The 16,349-nt window shown below is 66.7% G+C and carries 14 protein-coding genes; 8 read left to right on the top strand and 6 right to left on the bottom strand.

The genetic code is table 11. From position 1 onward, the window contains the following. Positions 1 to 2 precede the first annotated feature (2 nt). The 6 genes from C3B71_RS06555 to C3B71_RS16420 are packed head-to-tail and all read left to right on the top strand — an operon-like array spanning position 3 to position 8,688. Positions 3 to 413, top strand: a complete 411-nt coding sequence (locus C3B71_RS06555; RefSeq protein WP_073332643.1) for a TadE/TadG family type IV pilus assembly protein — start codon at positions 3 to 5, stop codon at positions 411 to 413. Next, entirely contained in the window at positions 410 to 859 is a 450-nt protein-coding gene (locus C3B71_RS06560) for a TadE family protein (RefSeq protein ID WP_073332640.1), read from the top strand. Before C3B71_RS06555 ends, C3B71_RS06560 begins: the two co-directional genes overlap by 4 nt. Continuing rightward, positions 856 to 1,284 carry a TadE/TadG family type IV pilus assembly protein gene (locus C3B71_RS06565; protein WP_073332637.1) on the top strand — a complete coding sequence of 143 codons (429 nt, stop codon included), beginning with the start codon at positions 856 to 858 and terminating at the stop codon, positions 1,282 to 1,284. Before C3B71_RS06560 ends, C3B71_RS06565 begins: the two co-directional genes overlap by 4 nt. After that, a complete protein-coding gene (locus tag C3B71_RS06570) occupies positions 1,281 to 4,001 on the top strand; it encodes a hypothetical protein (protein ID WP_108966895.1) in 2,721 nt (906 codons plus the stop codon). Before C3B71_RS06565 ends, C3B71_RS06570 begins: the two co-directional genes overlap by 4 nt. A gap of 11 nt (positions 4,002 to 4,012) precedes the next feature. Then, positions 4,013 to 7,228, top strand: coding sequence for an FtsK/SpoIIIE domain-containing protein (locus C3B71_RS06575; protein WP_234416157.1), 3,216 nt, complete (start codon positions 4,013 to 4,015; stop codon positions 7,226 to 7,228). Further along, the gene (locus tag C3B71_RS16420; RefSeq protein ID WP_234416214.1) at positions 7,228 to 8,688 is read left to right on the top strand and encodes an FtsK/SpoIIIE domain-containing protein; all 1,461 of its coding nucleotides are present in this window, start codon (positions 7,228 to 7,230) and stop codon (positions 8,686 to 8,688) included. Before C3B71_RS06575 ends, C3B71_RS16420 begins: the two co-directional genes overlap by 1 nt. Before the next feature lie 18 nt (positions 8,689 to 8,706). Here the strand turns inward: C3B71_RS16420 and C3B71_RS06580 are convergent, their stop codons facing one another. From C3B71_RS06580 to C3B71_RS15870, 5 genes are all read right to left on the bottom strand, one after another. Next, entirely contained in the window at positions 8,707 to 9,441 is a 735-nt protein-coding gene (locus tag C3B71_RS06580) for a hypothetical protein (protein ID WP_146752428.1), read from the bottom strand. Continuing rightward, positions 9,438 to 11,225, bottom strand: coding sequence for a hypothetical protein (locus C3B71_RS06585; RefSeq protein WP_108966899.1), 1,788 nt, complete (start codon positions 11,223 to 11,225; stop codon positions 9,438 to 9,440). Before C3B71_RS06585 ends, C3B71_RS06580 begins: the two co-directional genes overlap by 4 nt. A gap of 179 nt (positions 11,226 to 11,404) precedes the next feature. Continuing rightward, a complete protein-coding gene (locus C3B71_RS06590) occupies positions 11,405 to 11,863 on the bottom strand; it encodes a hypothetical protein (RefSeq protein WP_159097654.1) in 459 nt (152 codons plus the stop codon). A gap of 272 nt (positions 11,864 to 12,135) precedes the next feature. After that, on the bottom strand, positions 12,136 to 14,172 hold the full coding sequence (locus C3B71_RS06595; protein WP_108966903.1) for a hypothetical protein: 2,037 nt from the start codon (positions 14,170 to 14,172) through the stop codon (positions 12,136 to 12,138). 61 nt (positions 14,173 to 14,233) lie between these two features. After that, positions 14,234 to 14,410 carry a hypothetical protein gene (locus C3B71_RS15870; RefSeq protein ID WP_159097655.1) on the bottom strand — a complete coding sequence of 59 codons (177 nt, stop codon included), beginning with the start codon at positions 14,408 to 14,410 and terminating at the stop codon, positions 14,234 to 14,236. Between the two features lie 200 nt (positions 14,411 to 14,610). Here C3B71_RS15870 and C3B71_RS06600 point away from each other — a divergent pair, with 200 nt between their 5' ends. Further along, positions 14,611 to 15,297: a hypothetical protein gene (locus C3B71_RS06600; RefSeq protein ID WP_146752430.1), complete on the top strand. Its 687-nt coding sequence runs from the start codon at positions 14,611 to 14,613 to the stop codon at positions 15,295 to 15,297. Positions 15,298 to 15,388: 91 nt separating this feature from the next. Here C3B71_RS06600 and C3B71_RS15875 read toward each other — a convergent pair whose 3' ends face one another. Beyond that, positions 15,389 to 15,643, bottom strand: a complete 255-nt coding sequence (locus tag C3B71_RS15875) for a hypothetical protein (RefSeq protein ID WP_146752431.1) — start codon at positions 15,641 to 15,643, stop codon at positions 15,389 to 15,391. On the opposite strand from C3B71_RS15875, the gene C3B71_RS06605 reads away from it, so the two are divergent. Continuing rightward, positions 15,633 to 16,316 carry a hypothetical protein gene (locus C3B71_RS06605; protein WP_146752432.1) on the top strand — a complete coding sequence of 228 codons (684 nt, stop codon included), beginning with the start codon at positions 15,633 to 15,635 and terminating at the stop codon, positions 16,314 to 16,316. The two genes, C3B71_RS15875 and C3B71_RS06605, sit on opposite strands and share 11 nt — an antisense overlap. Positions 16,317 to 16,349: the final 33 nt, after the last annotated feature.

The raw sequence follows: 16,349 nt of genomic DNA on the forward strand, positions 1-16,349 counted from the left end.
CCATGTCTGCCTGGATTTGCAAGCGACTGCGGGCGGAGACCGGGGCCTCCTCGGTGGAGCTCCTGGTCTTCTTCCCGCTGTTGATGCTCATCATTCTCATCACCGTGCAGGTCGCGCTGTCCTGGTACGGCCATGAGGTGGCCATCTCCACCGCCCGGGAGACGGTTCGGATAGTGCGCGACGGCGGCACCGCCCCGGCTCAGGTCGCTCAGGCCGAGGCCGACGGCGCCCGCTATGCCACGCGGGTGGGCAGCGGCCGTGCACTGACCGATGTCGACGTGCACGTCGACATAGACGGCGACGAGGCTCGGGTCACCGTGACCGGTGCCTCCATGGATATTGTCGCCGGCCTCGCCCCCGGTATCGAGGCCTCCGTCACCGCGCCGATCGAGACCTTCAGGGAGGACACATGAGGATCGCCGTGCGCACCTATTCCCGACGACGTGCGCGCCGTCGCCCCCGGTGGCGTGGCGAGCGCGGCACCATGTCGGTCGAAATGGTCCTTATCGCGCCCGCTCTGCTCATGGTGGTCATGCTCGTCGTCGCTGCAGGGCGCTGGGTCTCCGCGGAGGGCATGACCCAGGCCGCCGCCCGTGATGCCGCCCGCGCCGCCTCGATGGAACGCTCTGCCGGCACGGCGGCAGCGGCGGCCGCCTCCAGCCTGGCCGTAGCCGACACCGCCGCCGCCGAGTGCAGGTCCGACACGGACGTGTCCGGCTTCTCCCGTGGCGGCTCCGTGAAGGTGACCGTCAGCTGCCAGGTGCGGCTGGCCGACCTCGGGCTGGTCTTCCTGCCCGGCACCACAACCGTCACCTCCAGTTCGATCTCCCCGGTAGACACTTGGCGGGGAACCCGATGAACGCCTGTCGCAAGGAACGCGGATCCACCTCGGTATTCGCCGTAATCGTCGTTGCGGTGCTTATGGCCCTGGCCGGACTATGCATCGACGGCGGCCGGGTGCTCAATGCCCGTGCCACCCTGGCCGACACTGCCGAACAGGCCGCCCGTGCCGGCGCCCAACAGGTCTCCGCCGGGTCACTGCGTGGCGCTGGCGGAATCGGCCTCGATTCGGCGGGGGCACGTTCAGCAGCAGCCAGCTACCTGAATGCCACCGGCATCGGTGCGGACCGCTTCTCTGTTGTCACAACCGGCCAGGACGTGGTGGTCACGCTAGAGGACGACGTTTCCACGACCATGCTCCGCTTCGTGGGCGTAAGCACCGTGCACGTGAGTGTCTCCGGTGACGCCCACGCCGCAGTCGGCATCAACCAGGAGGAAATGTGACCCCTACACTTCAGCGCACGGCACCGGGTCCGGCTCGCTTCCGCGCGCCAACCCCGGAGCGGCGCGAGCCCCTGTGGCGCTCAATCCTGTCTGTGCTGGTGCTGGGGGCCGTAATCATCGGCCTGCCCTGCCTGCTGTTGTGGCAAGCTGGGCTGCCGCCGCTGCCGCGGCACCTGGACGCCTCACTGCTGACCCGCGCCGTCACCGCTGAGACCGTGCTCGGCGTGCTCAGCTGGGTGGTATGGCTCGCCTGGTTGCAATTCACTGTCTGCACCGTCGTCGAGGTGATCTCTGCGCTGCGCGGCCGCGGCCTGCCCGCGCATGTGCCGCTGGCGGGTGGCACGCAGGCACTTGTACGGCGGCTGGTGACTTCCGCGCTGGTGCTGGGCGCCGTCGCCGCTCCCGCTGCCGTCGCAGCGCCCGTGTCCGCCCCGGAACTCCCCCCGGTCGCGACCATGCAGACGCAGGCCGCCGACACGACGCCGTCACTGAGCCAGGCCGCTGCTTCCGCCACCAGCAGCGCGGACGGGCCCACCGAGGCGAGCTCCCCGGGAGAACAGGCTCAATCCGTCCGCTACATGCTCGGCGATACCGAGCTTCCCGCCGACATCGGGGCCGAACTCGTCGGGCAGCGCGTCTACGTGGTCCAGCCACCCGCCGGCCGCTATCACGACAATATGTGGGATATCGCCGAGCGCACCCTGGGCGACGGTCGTGCCTACCAGCAGATCTACGATCTCAACGTCGGCAGGGTCCAGCCCGACGGCCGCTCGCTGGAACTCGCCCGGCTCATTCAGCCCGGCTGGTACCTGATCGTGCCCGAATCCGCGCAGGACGTGGACCGCGTCGTCGCCGTGCCCGTCGAGGAGACCGCGCAGGCGGATGCCTCTGCGCCCAGTGCTACCGCCAGCAGTGACACCGCGGCGGGTACAAGCGATACGGTGGCGGCCGCCAGCAATGCGGCCGCCGCGGTGCCGGACGTGCCACCGGCCCAGATGCCCGCCATCGGCGCCCTCATGGCCGCCACCTTCACCGCCATCCTTGCCGATCGACGGCGCCGCGCCATAGCGGCGGCCCCGGGAGACGATGCGCTCGAACTCGAACGCCTCATGCGGGTGGGCGCCGACCCGGTCCGCGCGGACCGGTTGTATCGCATCCTGCGCTCGCTCGGCGCCGTGTCGGGGCGTCCCGAGCCCTACGCCGTCGTCATCGATGATGCGGCCTGCCGGCTGCTCCTGCCGCGCCCGCTCCCGCAACCGCCGCTCCCGTGGACCACCGACGACGACGGCTCTACCTGGAGCCTCCCGTCCGGGGACGAGCCGGCGGCGCCTGCCGGTGACGCGGACGGCGGCACAGCCCTGCCTGGACTGGTAACCATCGGACGCGACGAGAATGGGGCAGACATCCTCATCAACCTGGGGGCGGCGGACGGCGACGTGGTGGTTGGGGGAGAACCCACCATGGCCGCCGAACTCATTACCGCCCTCGCCCTCGAGCTCGGTACCAACCCGTGGTCACAGGGAGCCCTCGCATACACCCTGGGGCTGCCGGCGGTCCTGCAACGCATCGTCGGCGATCGCCTGCATGCTGTCGCCAGCCTCGACGACATCTCGCCGGCCCGGGCCGTGGACCCCGACAGCGTCCTCACCGGCCAGCGGCACACCCAGCAGACCTTCGTCCTGACCTCCGGTCAGGAAGCCACGAAACCGGGACAGCACGACCTCAGCCTCGTCAGGACCGGACCTTCTCGGGGTGCACGCTGGCGCATTGAGATCGATGCCTCCGGTATGGTGCGGATCGACCCGCTGGGCGTAGCCGTGACCGCCACCCGGGCAACGGGTGAGGAACTCGATGCGCTCGCCGGCCTGTTGGGCTCCGCGGCTCCCGCGCCTCCGGGAGACGATTCCCGTCCACCTGTGCCGGATCCGCCGCAGCCCCCGCTGTCCACGGTGGCGCTACGTTCGGCCGCCATCAGGATCCTGGTGCTGGGCCCTGCCAGCGTCGACGCTCCGGGGACGGTCGACCCGGACCGCCGCGATCGGCTCACCGAGGCGGCGATCTGCCTCGCCCTGCACCCGCGGGGCATCCGCCCGGAGGCCCTCGGTGCCATGCTCTGGCCCCTCGGCGTCACCGGCGACGTGGTGGCCGCCATGGTGCGGCGCCTACGCGACTGGCTTGGCACCGACTCCCAGGGCATCCCGCATGTGCGCCAGGACGAGGAGGGACGACTGCTTCTCGGCCCGGACGTCGTCTGCGACTGGGACGTGCTGCGCTCCTTGCTGTCCGCCTCCCGACGCAGCGATATCCACCGCGAGGCAGAACTGCTGCTTGAGGCGCTGCGACTGGTGCGCGGTCCGGTGGGCGCTGGGATTCCGGCCGGCGGCTACGCCTGGCTGGCCCGTGTGCGCACCGCTCGCCAGGCCGACGCGCTCGTCACCGACGCCGCACACCGGGCCGCCCAATTACTGCACGACACCGACCCCGACGGGGCGGCGCTCGCGGTCGACACCGGACTACGGGTGGTCGACCTCGACCAGCGCCTGTGGCGGGATCGCTTGCGCCTTGCGGCCGCCCGCGGGCAGGACGAGCTACTCGACGAGGTTGCAGCCCTACTGAACGCCACCGGCGCGGACGAGGTCGCGGAAGTGGATCCGGCTACCGCGGCCCTCGTCGAGGAACTGGCCCCGGGCGCCTCTGTCCGCCGCGCCACCGCCTAAAGCAAGTAATCATGCGCGTACTGCTCAGTGTCCACCCCACCGCCGCCGACGGGCGACAGCCCCGCGACCTGATCGTCACCGCCCAACCGGAATCAACGGTCAGGGAGCTTGCCGACGCGCTCGATCACGCGCTGGTCGGCACGCCCGGCGGAGAGCTTCCGGAGCAGCCGCTCAAACTCGTGGTTGCGCGTCAGGACGATGTGCGCGAGCCACGCCGTCCGTCCCCCTCCCTGTGGACCGGCTCCACCCGATTGGACCCGGGGGCCAGGCTGGGGGAGGGGGCCGTGCACGACGGCATGGTGCTCGGCTTGGGCGGTCCCGCCAACCTGCCCGATGACGACGAGCCCGACGGCGTCGTCGAACTGCGGGTCGTCTCCGGCCCGGGCGCGGGCGCGGTGCACCGTCTTGGGCTGGGGCGCTACACGATCGGGGGTGCCGATGCCGACGTCCGCCTGGAGGAGCAGGAGGCCGGTGCCCTGGTTGACCTTGTCGTGTTCTCCGGCGGCCGCGCCGTGCTCAGCCCGCGGGACGAGGCTGTTGACCGGCTCATGGAACCCGCCCCACTGCGGAAGCACGCCTTGCCGGGGCCGCTGGTCCTGGGACTGAAACGGGAGCCTGTCCTCGAGCGCCGGCGCGGAAGCCGGAGAAGCCGGAAGAAGGACGAGACCGACGCGGAGACCGTCAATACTCTGGAGGAACAGCAGCCCGACGCCCCCCGCAGCTTCCTGGAACTGGATCGCCGTGCGCTGCAACCCGACACCGTCTGGGAGGACGGAGCGGTGCTGTCCGTCGGGCACAGCCAGCTGGTCATCGGCCCGGTGCCAACCGCGGACGCGGTAGCCACTCCAACTCCGGGCGAGCCCACCATCGACTTCAACCGGCCCCCGCGCCTGGCCCGCCCCACGCGGGAACGGGTATTCACCCTGCCGCGTGAGCCCCAGCAGCCCCGCAAACCGCCATTTCCGTTCGCGCTGCTCCTGTCGCCACTGGTGATGGGCGGCGGCCTGTACCTGATGACCCACCGGACGACGACGCTGTTGTTCGTGCTGCTGTCCCCGCTCATGATGCTGGCCAACCGCATGCAGGGCCGCTCCAGCCGCAAGCGCGTCTACCGTGACGAAGTGCGGCGCTACCGCCAGCAGAAGGCCGCGACCGAGTCCGCCGCCCACCGGGCCCTACTGGAGGAACGCGGCCTGCGCCGCCTTGACTCTCCGGACCCGGCGGAGGTCCTGCTGCGAGCCACCGGCCCCCGTTCGGGGCTGTGGGAGCGCCGCCCCAGCGACCCGGACTGGCTGGACCTGCGCCTGGGCACCGCGGACGTGCCCAGCGAGGTTGTCCTTCAGGACCCCACCCGCGCCTCATACGAGGAGCCGCTGCGCTGGACCGTCCCAGACGTCCCGGTGACGCTTGGACTCGGGCGGCTCGGCGCCGTAGGCGTTGCCGGAGAGAAGCGGCACCGGGTGGCCGCATGGCTGGTGGCCCAGGCATCCGTGCTGCACTCCCCGGCCGAGCTGGACCTGGTCATCCTGACCGACCCGGGACGGCAGGATCCGGGCCGGTCCGAGTGGGACTGGGCGCGTTGGCTGCCGCACCTGCGCACCCCGGAGGGTGTCGGGGCCAGGGCGCGCGTAGGACTCGACGAGGAGACCGTCACCCGACGCATCAACGAACTGCTTGAGACCATTGAGTCCGGCCCGGCGGAAGGGATCAGTGGACGCCCCGGCCGCATCCTGGTGGTGCTGGACGGGGCGCGGGCACTGCGCCTGGCTCCCGGCATGGTGCGCATTCTGCGCGAGGGCCCCCAGCACGGCATTCACCTGCTGTGCCTGGATACGGATCGGACAGCCCTACCGGAGGAATGCCGCGCCGTGGTCGCCACCGGGCCGGGCCCGGTGACTCTCGCAGAGACCGACCGCGATGAGATTGAGCAGGTCAACTTGGATCTCGTGCCCGCAGGGTGGTGTGAGCGGGTGGCCCGGGCCTTGGCCCCGATCCGTGATGTGTCCGCGGCCGCCGCGGAAGGCTCGATCCCCACCAGCTCCAGATTCCTGGACGTGGTCGGCATGCCCGAGCCCAACGGCCAGAGTGTGCTGGAGGCATGGCAGCGGGTGGGGCGTACCACCCGAGCCATCATCGGAGAGGATGCGGAGGGACTGTTCGCCGTGGACATCCGCGCCGACGGGCCGCACGCACTGGTGGCCGGCACCACCGGTTCGGGTAAATCCGAGCTGCTGCAAACCCTGATCGCCTCCCTGTGCGTAGGCAACTCGCCCGATGACATGACCTTCGTACTGATCGATTACAAGGGCGGTGCTGCCTTCAAGGACTGCTCCCGGCTGCCGCACACCGTGGGCATGGTCACCGACCTCGATGGGCACCTTACGGCCCGGGCACTGGAATCGCTCGGTGCCGAATTACGCCGGCGCGAACTGCAGCTGGCACGCGCCGACGCCAAGGACATAGAAGACTATGTGGCGGCCATGAAGCCCGGGGACGAGCCCATGCCACGGCTCATGATCATCATCGATGAGTTCGCCGCGCTCGTGGCGGAGCTGCCCGACTTCGTCACCGGTCTGGTGGATATCGCGCGCCGGGGACGCTCCCTGGGTGTGCACCTGGTCCTGGCCACGCAGCGGCCCGCCGGCGTGGTCTCCGCCGAGATCAAGTCCAACACCAACCTGCGCATCGCCCTGCGCGTGACCGACGAGGCCGATTCCGACGACGTCATCGAATCGGCGGCCTCCGCGCAGATCCCGCCGTCCATCCCCGGACGCGCATATGCCCGGCTGGGGCACGCCAGCCTACGGCAGTTCCAGGCCGCACGGGTAGGTGGGCGCCCCCGCGGCGCCCTGCCGCAGGCGGCGCTGCGCACCAGCGCCCTGACTTTGGCGGAGATGTCCCGTCCCGAGGCGGCCGCGCCCCAGCTGGAGGAGGACGTCTCGATCCCCACCGATCTGGCCACGCTCGTAGACGCCATGAACCGGGCCCACGAGGAAACCGGGCGGCCCACCCCGCACAGCCCGTGGCTGGCCCCTCTGCCCGAGAACGTGACCCTCGACCAGTTGGAGGAACGACAGGACGCCGAGACCTCGGGTGCGGATGCCACGCAGACGAGTGATGACGAGACGGCCACTCCAGAAGCCGAGGCCGAGCTGAGGGCGCGGGGCTTGCTGCCCCCGCTGATCCTCGGACTGGAAGACATCCCTCCGAGCAGGCTCAGCGGGTGATGAGCTGGGACTACACGCGGGCCGGGCACCTCGGCGTAGCGGGGGCGGCGCGATCCGGTCGTTCGTCGCTGCTGCGTGCACTCGCCGTAGCGGCCGCGCGCACCGCCTCGCCCGAAGACCTGCACATGTACGGCATCGACGCCGGTACCGGAGCGCTGTTGCCGCTGGTCTCCCTGCCACACACCGGCGCAGTGGTCACCCGCGACCAGCCCGAACGGTTGCGTCGGCTCACCGACCTCCTGAGTAAGGAGGTCAGCCGCCGCCAGCAGGCGCTCGCCGTCGCCGGATTTGCTTCGATCACCGAGCAACGAGCCGCGGTCACGCCCTCGGAGCGCATGCCCTACCTGTTGCTGCTACTGGATCGCTGGGACGGCTTCAAGGCGGCCTTCGAACAGGTTGACAACGGGCTGCTCCTGGATCGGATGGAGACGCTGCTGCGGGAGGGGCCCGCCGCCGGGCTGCGCGTCGTCATCTCCGGCGACCGCGGCACCTTCAGGGGGCGCATGGGCATGATGCTCGAGGATCGGATCGTGCTGCGCATGCCCGCCGCGGAGGACTTCGAACTAGTCGGCATGCGCAGCCGTGACGTGCCCCAGTCCATGCCTCCTGGACGCGCCTTCCGCAGCGGGACTAGCGTGCGGGAGGTACAACTCGCGTTGCTCGACGCCGACGCAGCCGGTACTGCTCAGGTTGCCGCGGTGCACCGGGAGGGCGAGGAGGCCAAGCAGCGCTGGGGGAAGATTCCGGCGGCCCGTCGGCCCGCGCGCGTGGACGAGTTGCCGCTGGCTATTACGACCGCCGATGCGCTGGCGCTGGGGCCGCGGCCGACTCCGGGCGAATTCGCGCTCGCGGTGGGCGGCGACACGCTGTCCATGCTTCCGCTACGCATGGACGAGGTCGGCAACGGCGTGCTGGTGACGGGGCCGCGGCGCTCGGGCAAGTCGACGGCCCTGTGCTTCGGGCTTCGAACCGCGCTGGACGGCGGCGCCCCGGTGATCCTCGTACTCGCCCGCCGGTCGCCGGTGAGCGAATTCCGAAACCACCCCCGGGTCGTTGGAGTGCTGGACAGTTCGGCCAAGGCCGACGACCTGCGGAAGCTATTGCAGGTCCACGGCACGCAGACCCTCGTCGTGGTGGATGACTACGACGTGCTGGGCAATGATCATGCCCTGGTGAAAGTGTTTGAGGAGCACGTCAAGGCATGCCGTGACCAGAGCGGTGGCGTGCTGGTGGCCAGTGGCGTGGACGAGCTGACAGGCATGTACCGGGGCCTGATGACTCTGATTAAGCGGAACCGGACCGGGCTCATCCTGGCTCCGCGCTCTTCGCAGGACGGCGAGGTCTTGTCCGCCCGCCTGCCCCGTTCCGTGGGGCAACCCGTTCCGTTGGGGCGCGGCATCCTGGTCAGATCGGGCACTTGGGCCTGGGCACAAGTGCCCAGCGGCGGCAGCGCGGGCTAGGCCCTGGGCCGCCTGATGCTAAGGGGTGTTGGTGGGGTGTGGGGTGGTGTGGGGGCCGAGGTCGGTGGTGATGGCGGTGGGGTCGAGGGTGGCGTCGGCGCGTTGGAGGGCGGCGTCCAGTAGGTCTAGGGGCGCGGGTGCGCCGGGTTGGTTGGTGTTGGATACGGTGGTCAGGACGATGATGCCGGGCTCTTGGCCGTTGTTGGTGGTGACGGCGGCGTAGATGCGCTCAATATGGTGCTGGGCGCCATCCTCACCGGTCGTGGTGATGGTGAAACCTGCCAGGGTGTCCGGCAGACCCGCAGTGGCGTGGAAGGCGCCGGTCTCGGATTCGGGTGGACCCACGGACCAGAACTGGGTCTCCTCTTTGGTGCCATCGCAAGCGGCAATGTCCTCGGCTATGCTCGCGAAGCTTCCGTTGGGCCTTATAGTGGTCAGGGCGAGGGCAAGAGTCTCATACACCGTGGCGTCGCCCACTTCATACTCGACGGTGACCGCGTGATCGGGGTCAGACAGTAGAACGAGACCGTGAACACTGGGCTCGATGCCCCCGCAGAGTACTTCCACACGTTTTCCGGGGTAGGCGGCCTGGCTGGTTGCTCCGGGGACGTCTGCGAGCGTTAGGGCGGTGGTGGGGATGGGCTCCGGCGTGGCGGTCGCCTCCTGACCGGCGCCACCGTGACCGCAACCAGCAAGGAGGAAGGACGCCAGGACCAGCGGCAAGAACGATCGAAGACTACGCGCGCGTCTCATGGGTAGCGTTCCTGGAATTGCTGATCGAAACTGTTCTTCACTTCGCCGACGGCATCACCCATGCATCCCGGGGTGTCGGCCAGCATCTCTAGTTCGGTGTTCGCTCTCTTTTTCTCCTCGTCGCTCAAATGTTCGTATTCTTGCGGTGTAATTAGTCGGTAGGTGCCGTCAGGATCTTGGACGGTGGCAGTGGAATAACTGTCGAGAGTGTGGCCTGAGTCGGGGTCTTGGTAGCCGTTGAGGCCCGCGGCGTCGGCAGCCCAGAGCATGCGGCGCATGTAGGAGGAGTAGGCTGCATTTCTGATGGCTCGCCGTTTCTCGTCGGTATTGTCGTCACCGTTCCGCCAGAGGCTGGTGTCGTCCTTCAGCAGGTCAATCAGCGTGCTTGAGTCACACACGGCTGCATTGTCAAAGGCGTCGGAGACACATTGTTGGGCGAGCTCGGCGAGCTCGGAGGCGGGCTTGTTAGCCAGATCAGTCCACGCCTGAGCGAACCGGTAGTCCGGATTTGCCGCTCCCCGGATACCTCCCGTACCGATGGCATTTGTAGTACCGCCTTCAACCTCGGCCCAATAGTCGGCAAAGATCGTCAGGTCTTCTTCGTCGCTGCCTGGCGGTAGTGAGTTGAGCTCCGCGTTGTTGACAGCGGTGCGCAGGTGGATCATAGCTCGGCCGTCGCGGCCGATAACCCCTAGAATCACGTCTAGGCTCATGCGGTTGAACCAGGGGCTGTTCGGGATCTTTTGGCCGGTTGCTGTGGTGAGGGTGTAGGTGCCGGGGTATTCCCAACCCCCGGTGGCGTAAGAGACGATCAGGGAATCCATGTAGGCCTCAAGGATGTGTTCGAGGGACTGTGCACCTTCAACACCGCGCTTGCCGTGCTTGACGCGCTTGACGCCGAAGTCCTTCCGGCGCGCCATGGCTTCGATGCCGAATGCGGCAACGTTCGCGCACGCCTGACGATCGATCGTCATGAAGTCGGTTGTGGTTGAGGCGGAGTCCAGGGCTGCGGCGATGCCGGACAGGTCGCCGTCGTAGACGTGCTCACCGACCCAGTACTCAACGCGGCCATCGTCGCCGGTGAAGAACTTGTAGGAGGCGCGGCCGTGGGCACCCAGGTCATGCATGATGATCGTGGGGATGTCGTGGGCCCAATCCTCGTCGGCCTCCTCGACCATGCCCGGAAGGAAGCGTGGTCGGCCGTTCCACGCCCAATCGTGTGGGTACCCCGCTGCTGCCGCCTGCCGTTGGATTCGGTCCATCTTGTCGGCTGCGCCGAGGATGAGCTCGTCGTTGGCTCCACTGGCGTCGTAGAGGAGATATGCCAGGGACTCGTTGCGGTTGCCGAGCTGGTAGTAGAGGGAGGCGGGGTCCGGGTACGCCGCCGCCTCGACCAGGTCGGCGCCGAACCGCCGGGCATAGCCCAGTTCCCACTTCTTCGACGCGGCTCCCAGGGATCGTTTCAACTGGCCCAATGTCTTCCGGGCCAATTCGCTCTCGGCGTCACTGGCCCGGTGGGTCAGGCCCACATGATCACCCACCGCCTCGGTCAGTGCCAGCGTCCCATCGGCACCCAGACCACTGAACATGGCAGCGAGGGCATCGGAGTCGTCGCACGAGGTTTCCAGAAAACTGCTCAGCTTGCCCAGGGTGAGCTCGTCGGCATCTTCCTGTCGGAGGACTGCGGTGGTGAAGCCATCCAGTGGAATCGCATCCACGGAGGTGGTTGGCTTGTCATGGCAGGCGGCCAGCGAAGCCGCGACCGGCAAGGCGGCGAGCGACATACGGAGAAATATGCGTCGAGAGTGGTGGCTCGGTGTGTCGGTGGAACCGGTCACGACAACCTTTCATCTATCACTGGCAGCTGTTTGGCGTCCACAACACTGGCGTGCCGTCCCGGCGGGACTGGATGCCGGCACCCGTTACCATATCGTGCCTCAATGCTCCTGCGCTGTCTTCGCCGCTAAGGGGTGTTGGTGGGTTGGGGTGTGGTGTGGGGGCCGAGGTCGGTGGTGATGGCGGTGGGGTCCAGGGTCGCATCGGCGCGTTGGAGGGCGGCGTCGAGCAGGTCCAGGGGCGCTGGTGTTGCGGGTTGGTCGGTGTTGGACACGGTGGTCAGCACGATGATGCCGGGGTGCTCGCCGTTGTTGGTGGTGACGGCGGCGTAGATGCGCTCAATATGATGCTGGGCGCCATCCTCACCGGTCGTGGTGATGGTGAAGCCCGCCAGGGTGTCCGGCAGACCCGCAGTGGCGTGAAAGACGCCCTCTCCGGACTGTATTATGTCTTCGGGCCAGTACTGGGTGGTGAGTTCAGTGCCGTCGCAAGCGGCAATATCCTTGGCAATACCGGCGAAACGCCCGTTGGGCCATATAGTGTTCAAGCCGAGGGTGAGTGTCTCATAAACCGTGGCATCGCCCACTTCGTACCCGATGGTGACTGGGTGGTCCGGCTCTAACGACAGAGCAATACTCCGAATGCCCTCTTCGATACCTCTGCAGAGCACTTCCATGCGTATTCCGTGGTAGGCGGCCTGTGTGGTTGCTCCGGGGATGTCCGCGAGTGTCAGGGCGGTGGCGGGGATTGGCTCCGGGGTGGCGGTCGCCTCCTGATCGGTGCCACCGTGACCGCATGCAGCTAACATGCCTGTCGCTAGCGCCAGAATCAAGAATGATCGAAAGCTATGTGTGTGGCTCATGAGTAGCGTTCCTGGAACTGCTGATCGAAGTGGGTCTTGACGTTGGCGCTAGCGGTTCCCATTCCATCTGCGCTCTTCGCTAGGCTTTCCAGCTGGGTGTCCGCAGTTGCCTTGTCTTCGTCGCTCAGACGTTCGTATTCTTGCGGGGTGATGAGTCTGTAGGTGCCGTCCGGCTCTTGAACGCTGGTGATGCTGTCACTGTTCAGCTCTTGGCCGGAATTGGGGTCTTGGTATCCGTTTAGGCCAGCGGTATCAGCCGCCCAAAGTAGCCTGCGCATGTAGGAGCGGTAAGCCTCGTCAGCAATGACTTCCTGCCTGTCAGTTTCTGCGTCCGCATTGCTCGCCCAAGTGTTGCTTGCCTCTTGCTGGAGGTGGTTGATCAGGGCGTCCGAGGCCCAGCCAGCACCCTTGGTGGTTCCCGGTGGGGCGAAGGTTTTGATCAGGCCTGCTAGCTCGGAGGCGGGCTTGCCTGCCAGATCGATCCAGGCCTGCGCATACTCATCGTTTGATTTCTCCGCGTCAATGGCGCCGGTACCAATGGCATTGGCTATGCCGCCCTCGGTGGCGCCCCAGTCATTTGCAATTACAGTAAGCTGGTCACGGGTGGTTCCTTGGGGCACTGATTTGAGTTCGGCGCTGTTGACGGCGGTGCGCAGGTCGATGAGGGCCTGTCCGTCGCGACCGACGACTCCGAGTACCGCATCCAATGTCTCCTCGCTGAACCAGGGACTGTCGGCGATTGTTTGGCCGGCTGCTGTGGTGAGGTCGTAGGTCAGATCGCTTCCTCCGGGTCTGCTAAGTGAGTCCGCATAAGTGTCGACCAGGGAGTCCATGTAGGTCTCAAGGATGTGCTCAAGTGACTGGGCTCCCTCGACTCCCCGTTGGCTGCGTTCGACGCCGAAGTCGTCCCGGCCCGCGAGGGCCTCAAGGCCGCGCGCGGCAATGCTGGCCGTTTCCTGCTTGTGGGCTCTCATAAGGTACGGGGAGGTCGAGGCGGAGTCCAGGGCGGCAGCGATACCGGACAGATCACCGCTGTCATAGGCGTACTGGCCCGCCCAGTAGTCGACCCGACCATCGTCGCCGGAGAAGAACTCGTAGGAAGCGTAGGGGTGGCCTCCCAGGTCGTGCATGATGATCGAGGGAATGTCCAGGGCCCAGGCCTCGTCCGCCTCGTTGATCATTGCTGGGAGGAAGCGTGACGGCGTCCCCCAGTTCCATGGGCTCGGCATGCCGCGTTCGTCGGCCTCGTGCTGTAGCTCATCCATCTTCTCCGCCGTACCCAGGATGAACTTATTGCCTGCGGTGGTGTCGTACAGGAGGTAGGTTAGGGACTCATTGCGGTTCTCAAGCCGGTAGTAAGAGGAGTCAGGATCCGGGTACGCTGCTGCCTCCACCAGGTCGGCACCGAACTGCTGGGCGTAGTCCGGCTCCCACTGCTTGGTAGCGATCTCGAGTCCCTCCTTGAGCTGCGCGAGTGTCTTCTGGGCCATCTCGCTCTCGGAGTCGCTGGCACCGTAGGCCAGGCCCACATGGTTACCCACCGCCTCGGTCAGCGCCAGCGTCCCATCGGGACCCAGACTGCTGAACAGGGCAGCATTAACGTTCTCGTTGCCGCCCCACGTGTCCAGATACTTGCTCAGGGGCTCCAGGCGCGGATCGCCCTTCTCGTAATCGGAGGTAGCGATGTCGGTGCCGAGAGACGCGATCGCCTCGCCAAGAGCGGTCTCCATCTCCTCCAGGGTGTCCGGGTCCTCGCCATCGACCTCGTAGCTCACCTCCCCGGACTCGGGCAGGTTGCCCTCACTGTCGGAGTTGATCAGCACAATCCAGTCGACCTTCGCCGACAGGAAGGTCGACTCGTCTTGCAGGCTTTCCACGTAACCAGGAACCTCCGCCAGGGACGACGTCGACAGGTACAGTCTGCGTCCCTCCGACGCGCTGGTGTCATACAAGTCCTCCACACTGTCCGCAAGACCGGACAGAGAGGTGGCCGCGGAACGCAGATCCTCAATATTGACCTTGACCAACGTCATGACCGCACATCCTCCTCAAACAGGGCCAGGAAATATCCACCATTGCGTGGCAGACGGAGCCTCACTCCCAGGCCGCTGCCACGTCTTGACACACCTTCGTACAGACATGACCGAAGCCGTTAGGCGGAGTAAGGGAGAAGGCAATCGCCGCATTGAGATCCGAGGAGTGGTCCCCGATGGCGTCCCGGTAGAGGTTCTTCTGAAGATCCCCATCGGTGCTGTCAGCGTCGCCGCACATGCATGGCCTCCCAGCAGGGTTCGAGGAACAAAGCTGCCGTTACTGTACCGTGTCGTTACGCAGGATGGGTGTGCGCCAGCTCACGCAACCGTCTTGTTTGAGGTTCTATCGGGTCTGGTAGCGCACTCCGATGGCTGCTATGGTCAAATTGTGATTTTCCCGTGCGCGATGTTCCTGGGAGGTTCCTGATGAGGTTTGGTGTGCGTAAGCGGGCCGGCGCGGTAATGGGGGCCGTGCTGCTGGCGGGGGCGTCCCTGATGGCATGCTCGTCCGGCTCCGACGAGGGCGGCCTGGACATCCCGACTTTTGATCCGGAGGCGATGGCCTCGGAGGATGCGGCTGCGTCGGCGGCGGCAGCGGAGGCATCCGCCTCGGCCGAAGCGTCTGCTTCCGCGGCCGGTGTGGTGAGCGCGGAGTCGCTGACCGATGCGGAACTGGGCTATTACGTGGTGTCGATCCCGGAGGATCTCGACGAGGCGCAGGCGCAGGTGCTGGCGGACTACGTGGCCTACGACAAGGCCACCTGGCGGGTCTGGTTCACCGGGGAGGGCATTGACGACGTCGCCCTGGTCGCCACCGGGGACTTGTTGGATCGGATCTATGAGAACTACTCGAACCTGAACGGCGAGCACTCCAACCCCCCGGTCAGCGTCGGAATCAGCGAGGTGACCGTCACCGACGACGGCACACTCGCAAACATCACCACGTGTGTAGATCGTACAGAGATGACGGATGTGGACGCTGACGGCAACGACATCACCGACCCTGCCACGCAGAATCGGGTGGAGTACTCCACACAAATGGCTCCTGGTTCAGAGGGCGAATGGCTCGCTTATGAGGAGACGGCGTTGTCCTGGGATGAGTGCACTACGGGGGAGGACCGGTGAATAAGGATACCGGACTCAGAGCCCTGCTGGTCATGTTGATGGTGTTGTCGGCCGCTCTCCCAGCTTCGGCCGCGTATGCGGTCGGTGAGCGTCACAGCGAGTCTGGTCCCGCGGTGTCGGTTGGTGGTACGCAGTCGTCCGATGGCGGGGCTTCGCTGGAGGCGTCGGTGACGGTGACGTACACGATGGCCAGCGGTGGGGCTGCGGATGCCGTAACGTCTACGGCCTCGCAGGTGACGTCGGTGGCGCCGTCGTGCGGATACAAGCCTGGCCGTACGGGAGCGGAAGCGGCCGAGTTCATTGGCGGATTCGGCGATGAGAAGGCGAACAGGGCGGTGGCCGCCATGTACCCGGGCTGGGAGGACTATGTAGACGACACCACGGGGCGCTGGTGGACGCGCTACTGCGACGAGTCGGCCTTTGCGGATCAAGACGCTTACGTTGAGGCGGCACGGGAGTTCAACGCAGAGCACCCGTGGCACGTGTGGGTGGCCGAGGGCGAGGGCCCTCCGGACTCTGAGGTAGATCCGGCCGCGTTGGCGTCTGCGGTGTGGACGAGCGTGAGCGCGGACATTCCGTCTCCTAGCATTGACCGGAATCCTACGATCGGTGAGTCCCAAGCGACTGTTGTCGGTTTTGATACCTGGGTGTGGGCTACGGCGGATACACCTACGCGGGTGGAGATTGTTGCCGCGGTGGGCTCGACCAGCGTGACGGTTATTGCTACATCGTCGGGGCTGGATCTTTCGGCGCAGGACGCCGAGGCCGATTGCACGGGCTTCGGGATTCCGTGGACTCCTGCTAACGATGCTAAGGGCACCGACTGCGTTATCGTATTCGACCGTTCCAGCGCTCATCTGGGCGGCACTACCCCGATGAATGTCGATGTCCAGTACAGCGCGTCGTGGAAGTCGACTACGGATCGTTCGGGTTACCTGGGTGCCCTGACCACTACCAGCACTGTTGAGATCCCAGTCGCTGAGATCCAGGCCCTGAACACCAACACCCGCCAGCCCTAGGTCGTGCATCGCCCCGGCACGGGGCGGGAGGTC

The sequence above is a fragment of the Actinomyces sp. Z16 genome (assembly GCF_003111765.1).
GTDB classification, from domain to species: Bacteria; Actinomycetota; Actinomycetes; order Actinomycetales; family Actinomycetaceae; genus Actinomyces; species Actinomyces glycerinitolerans.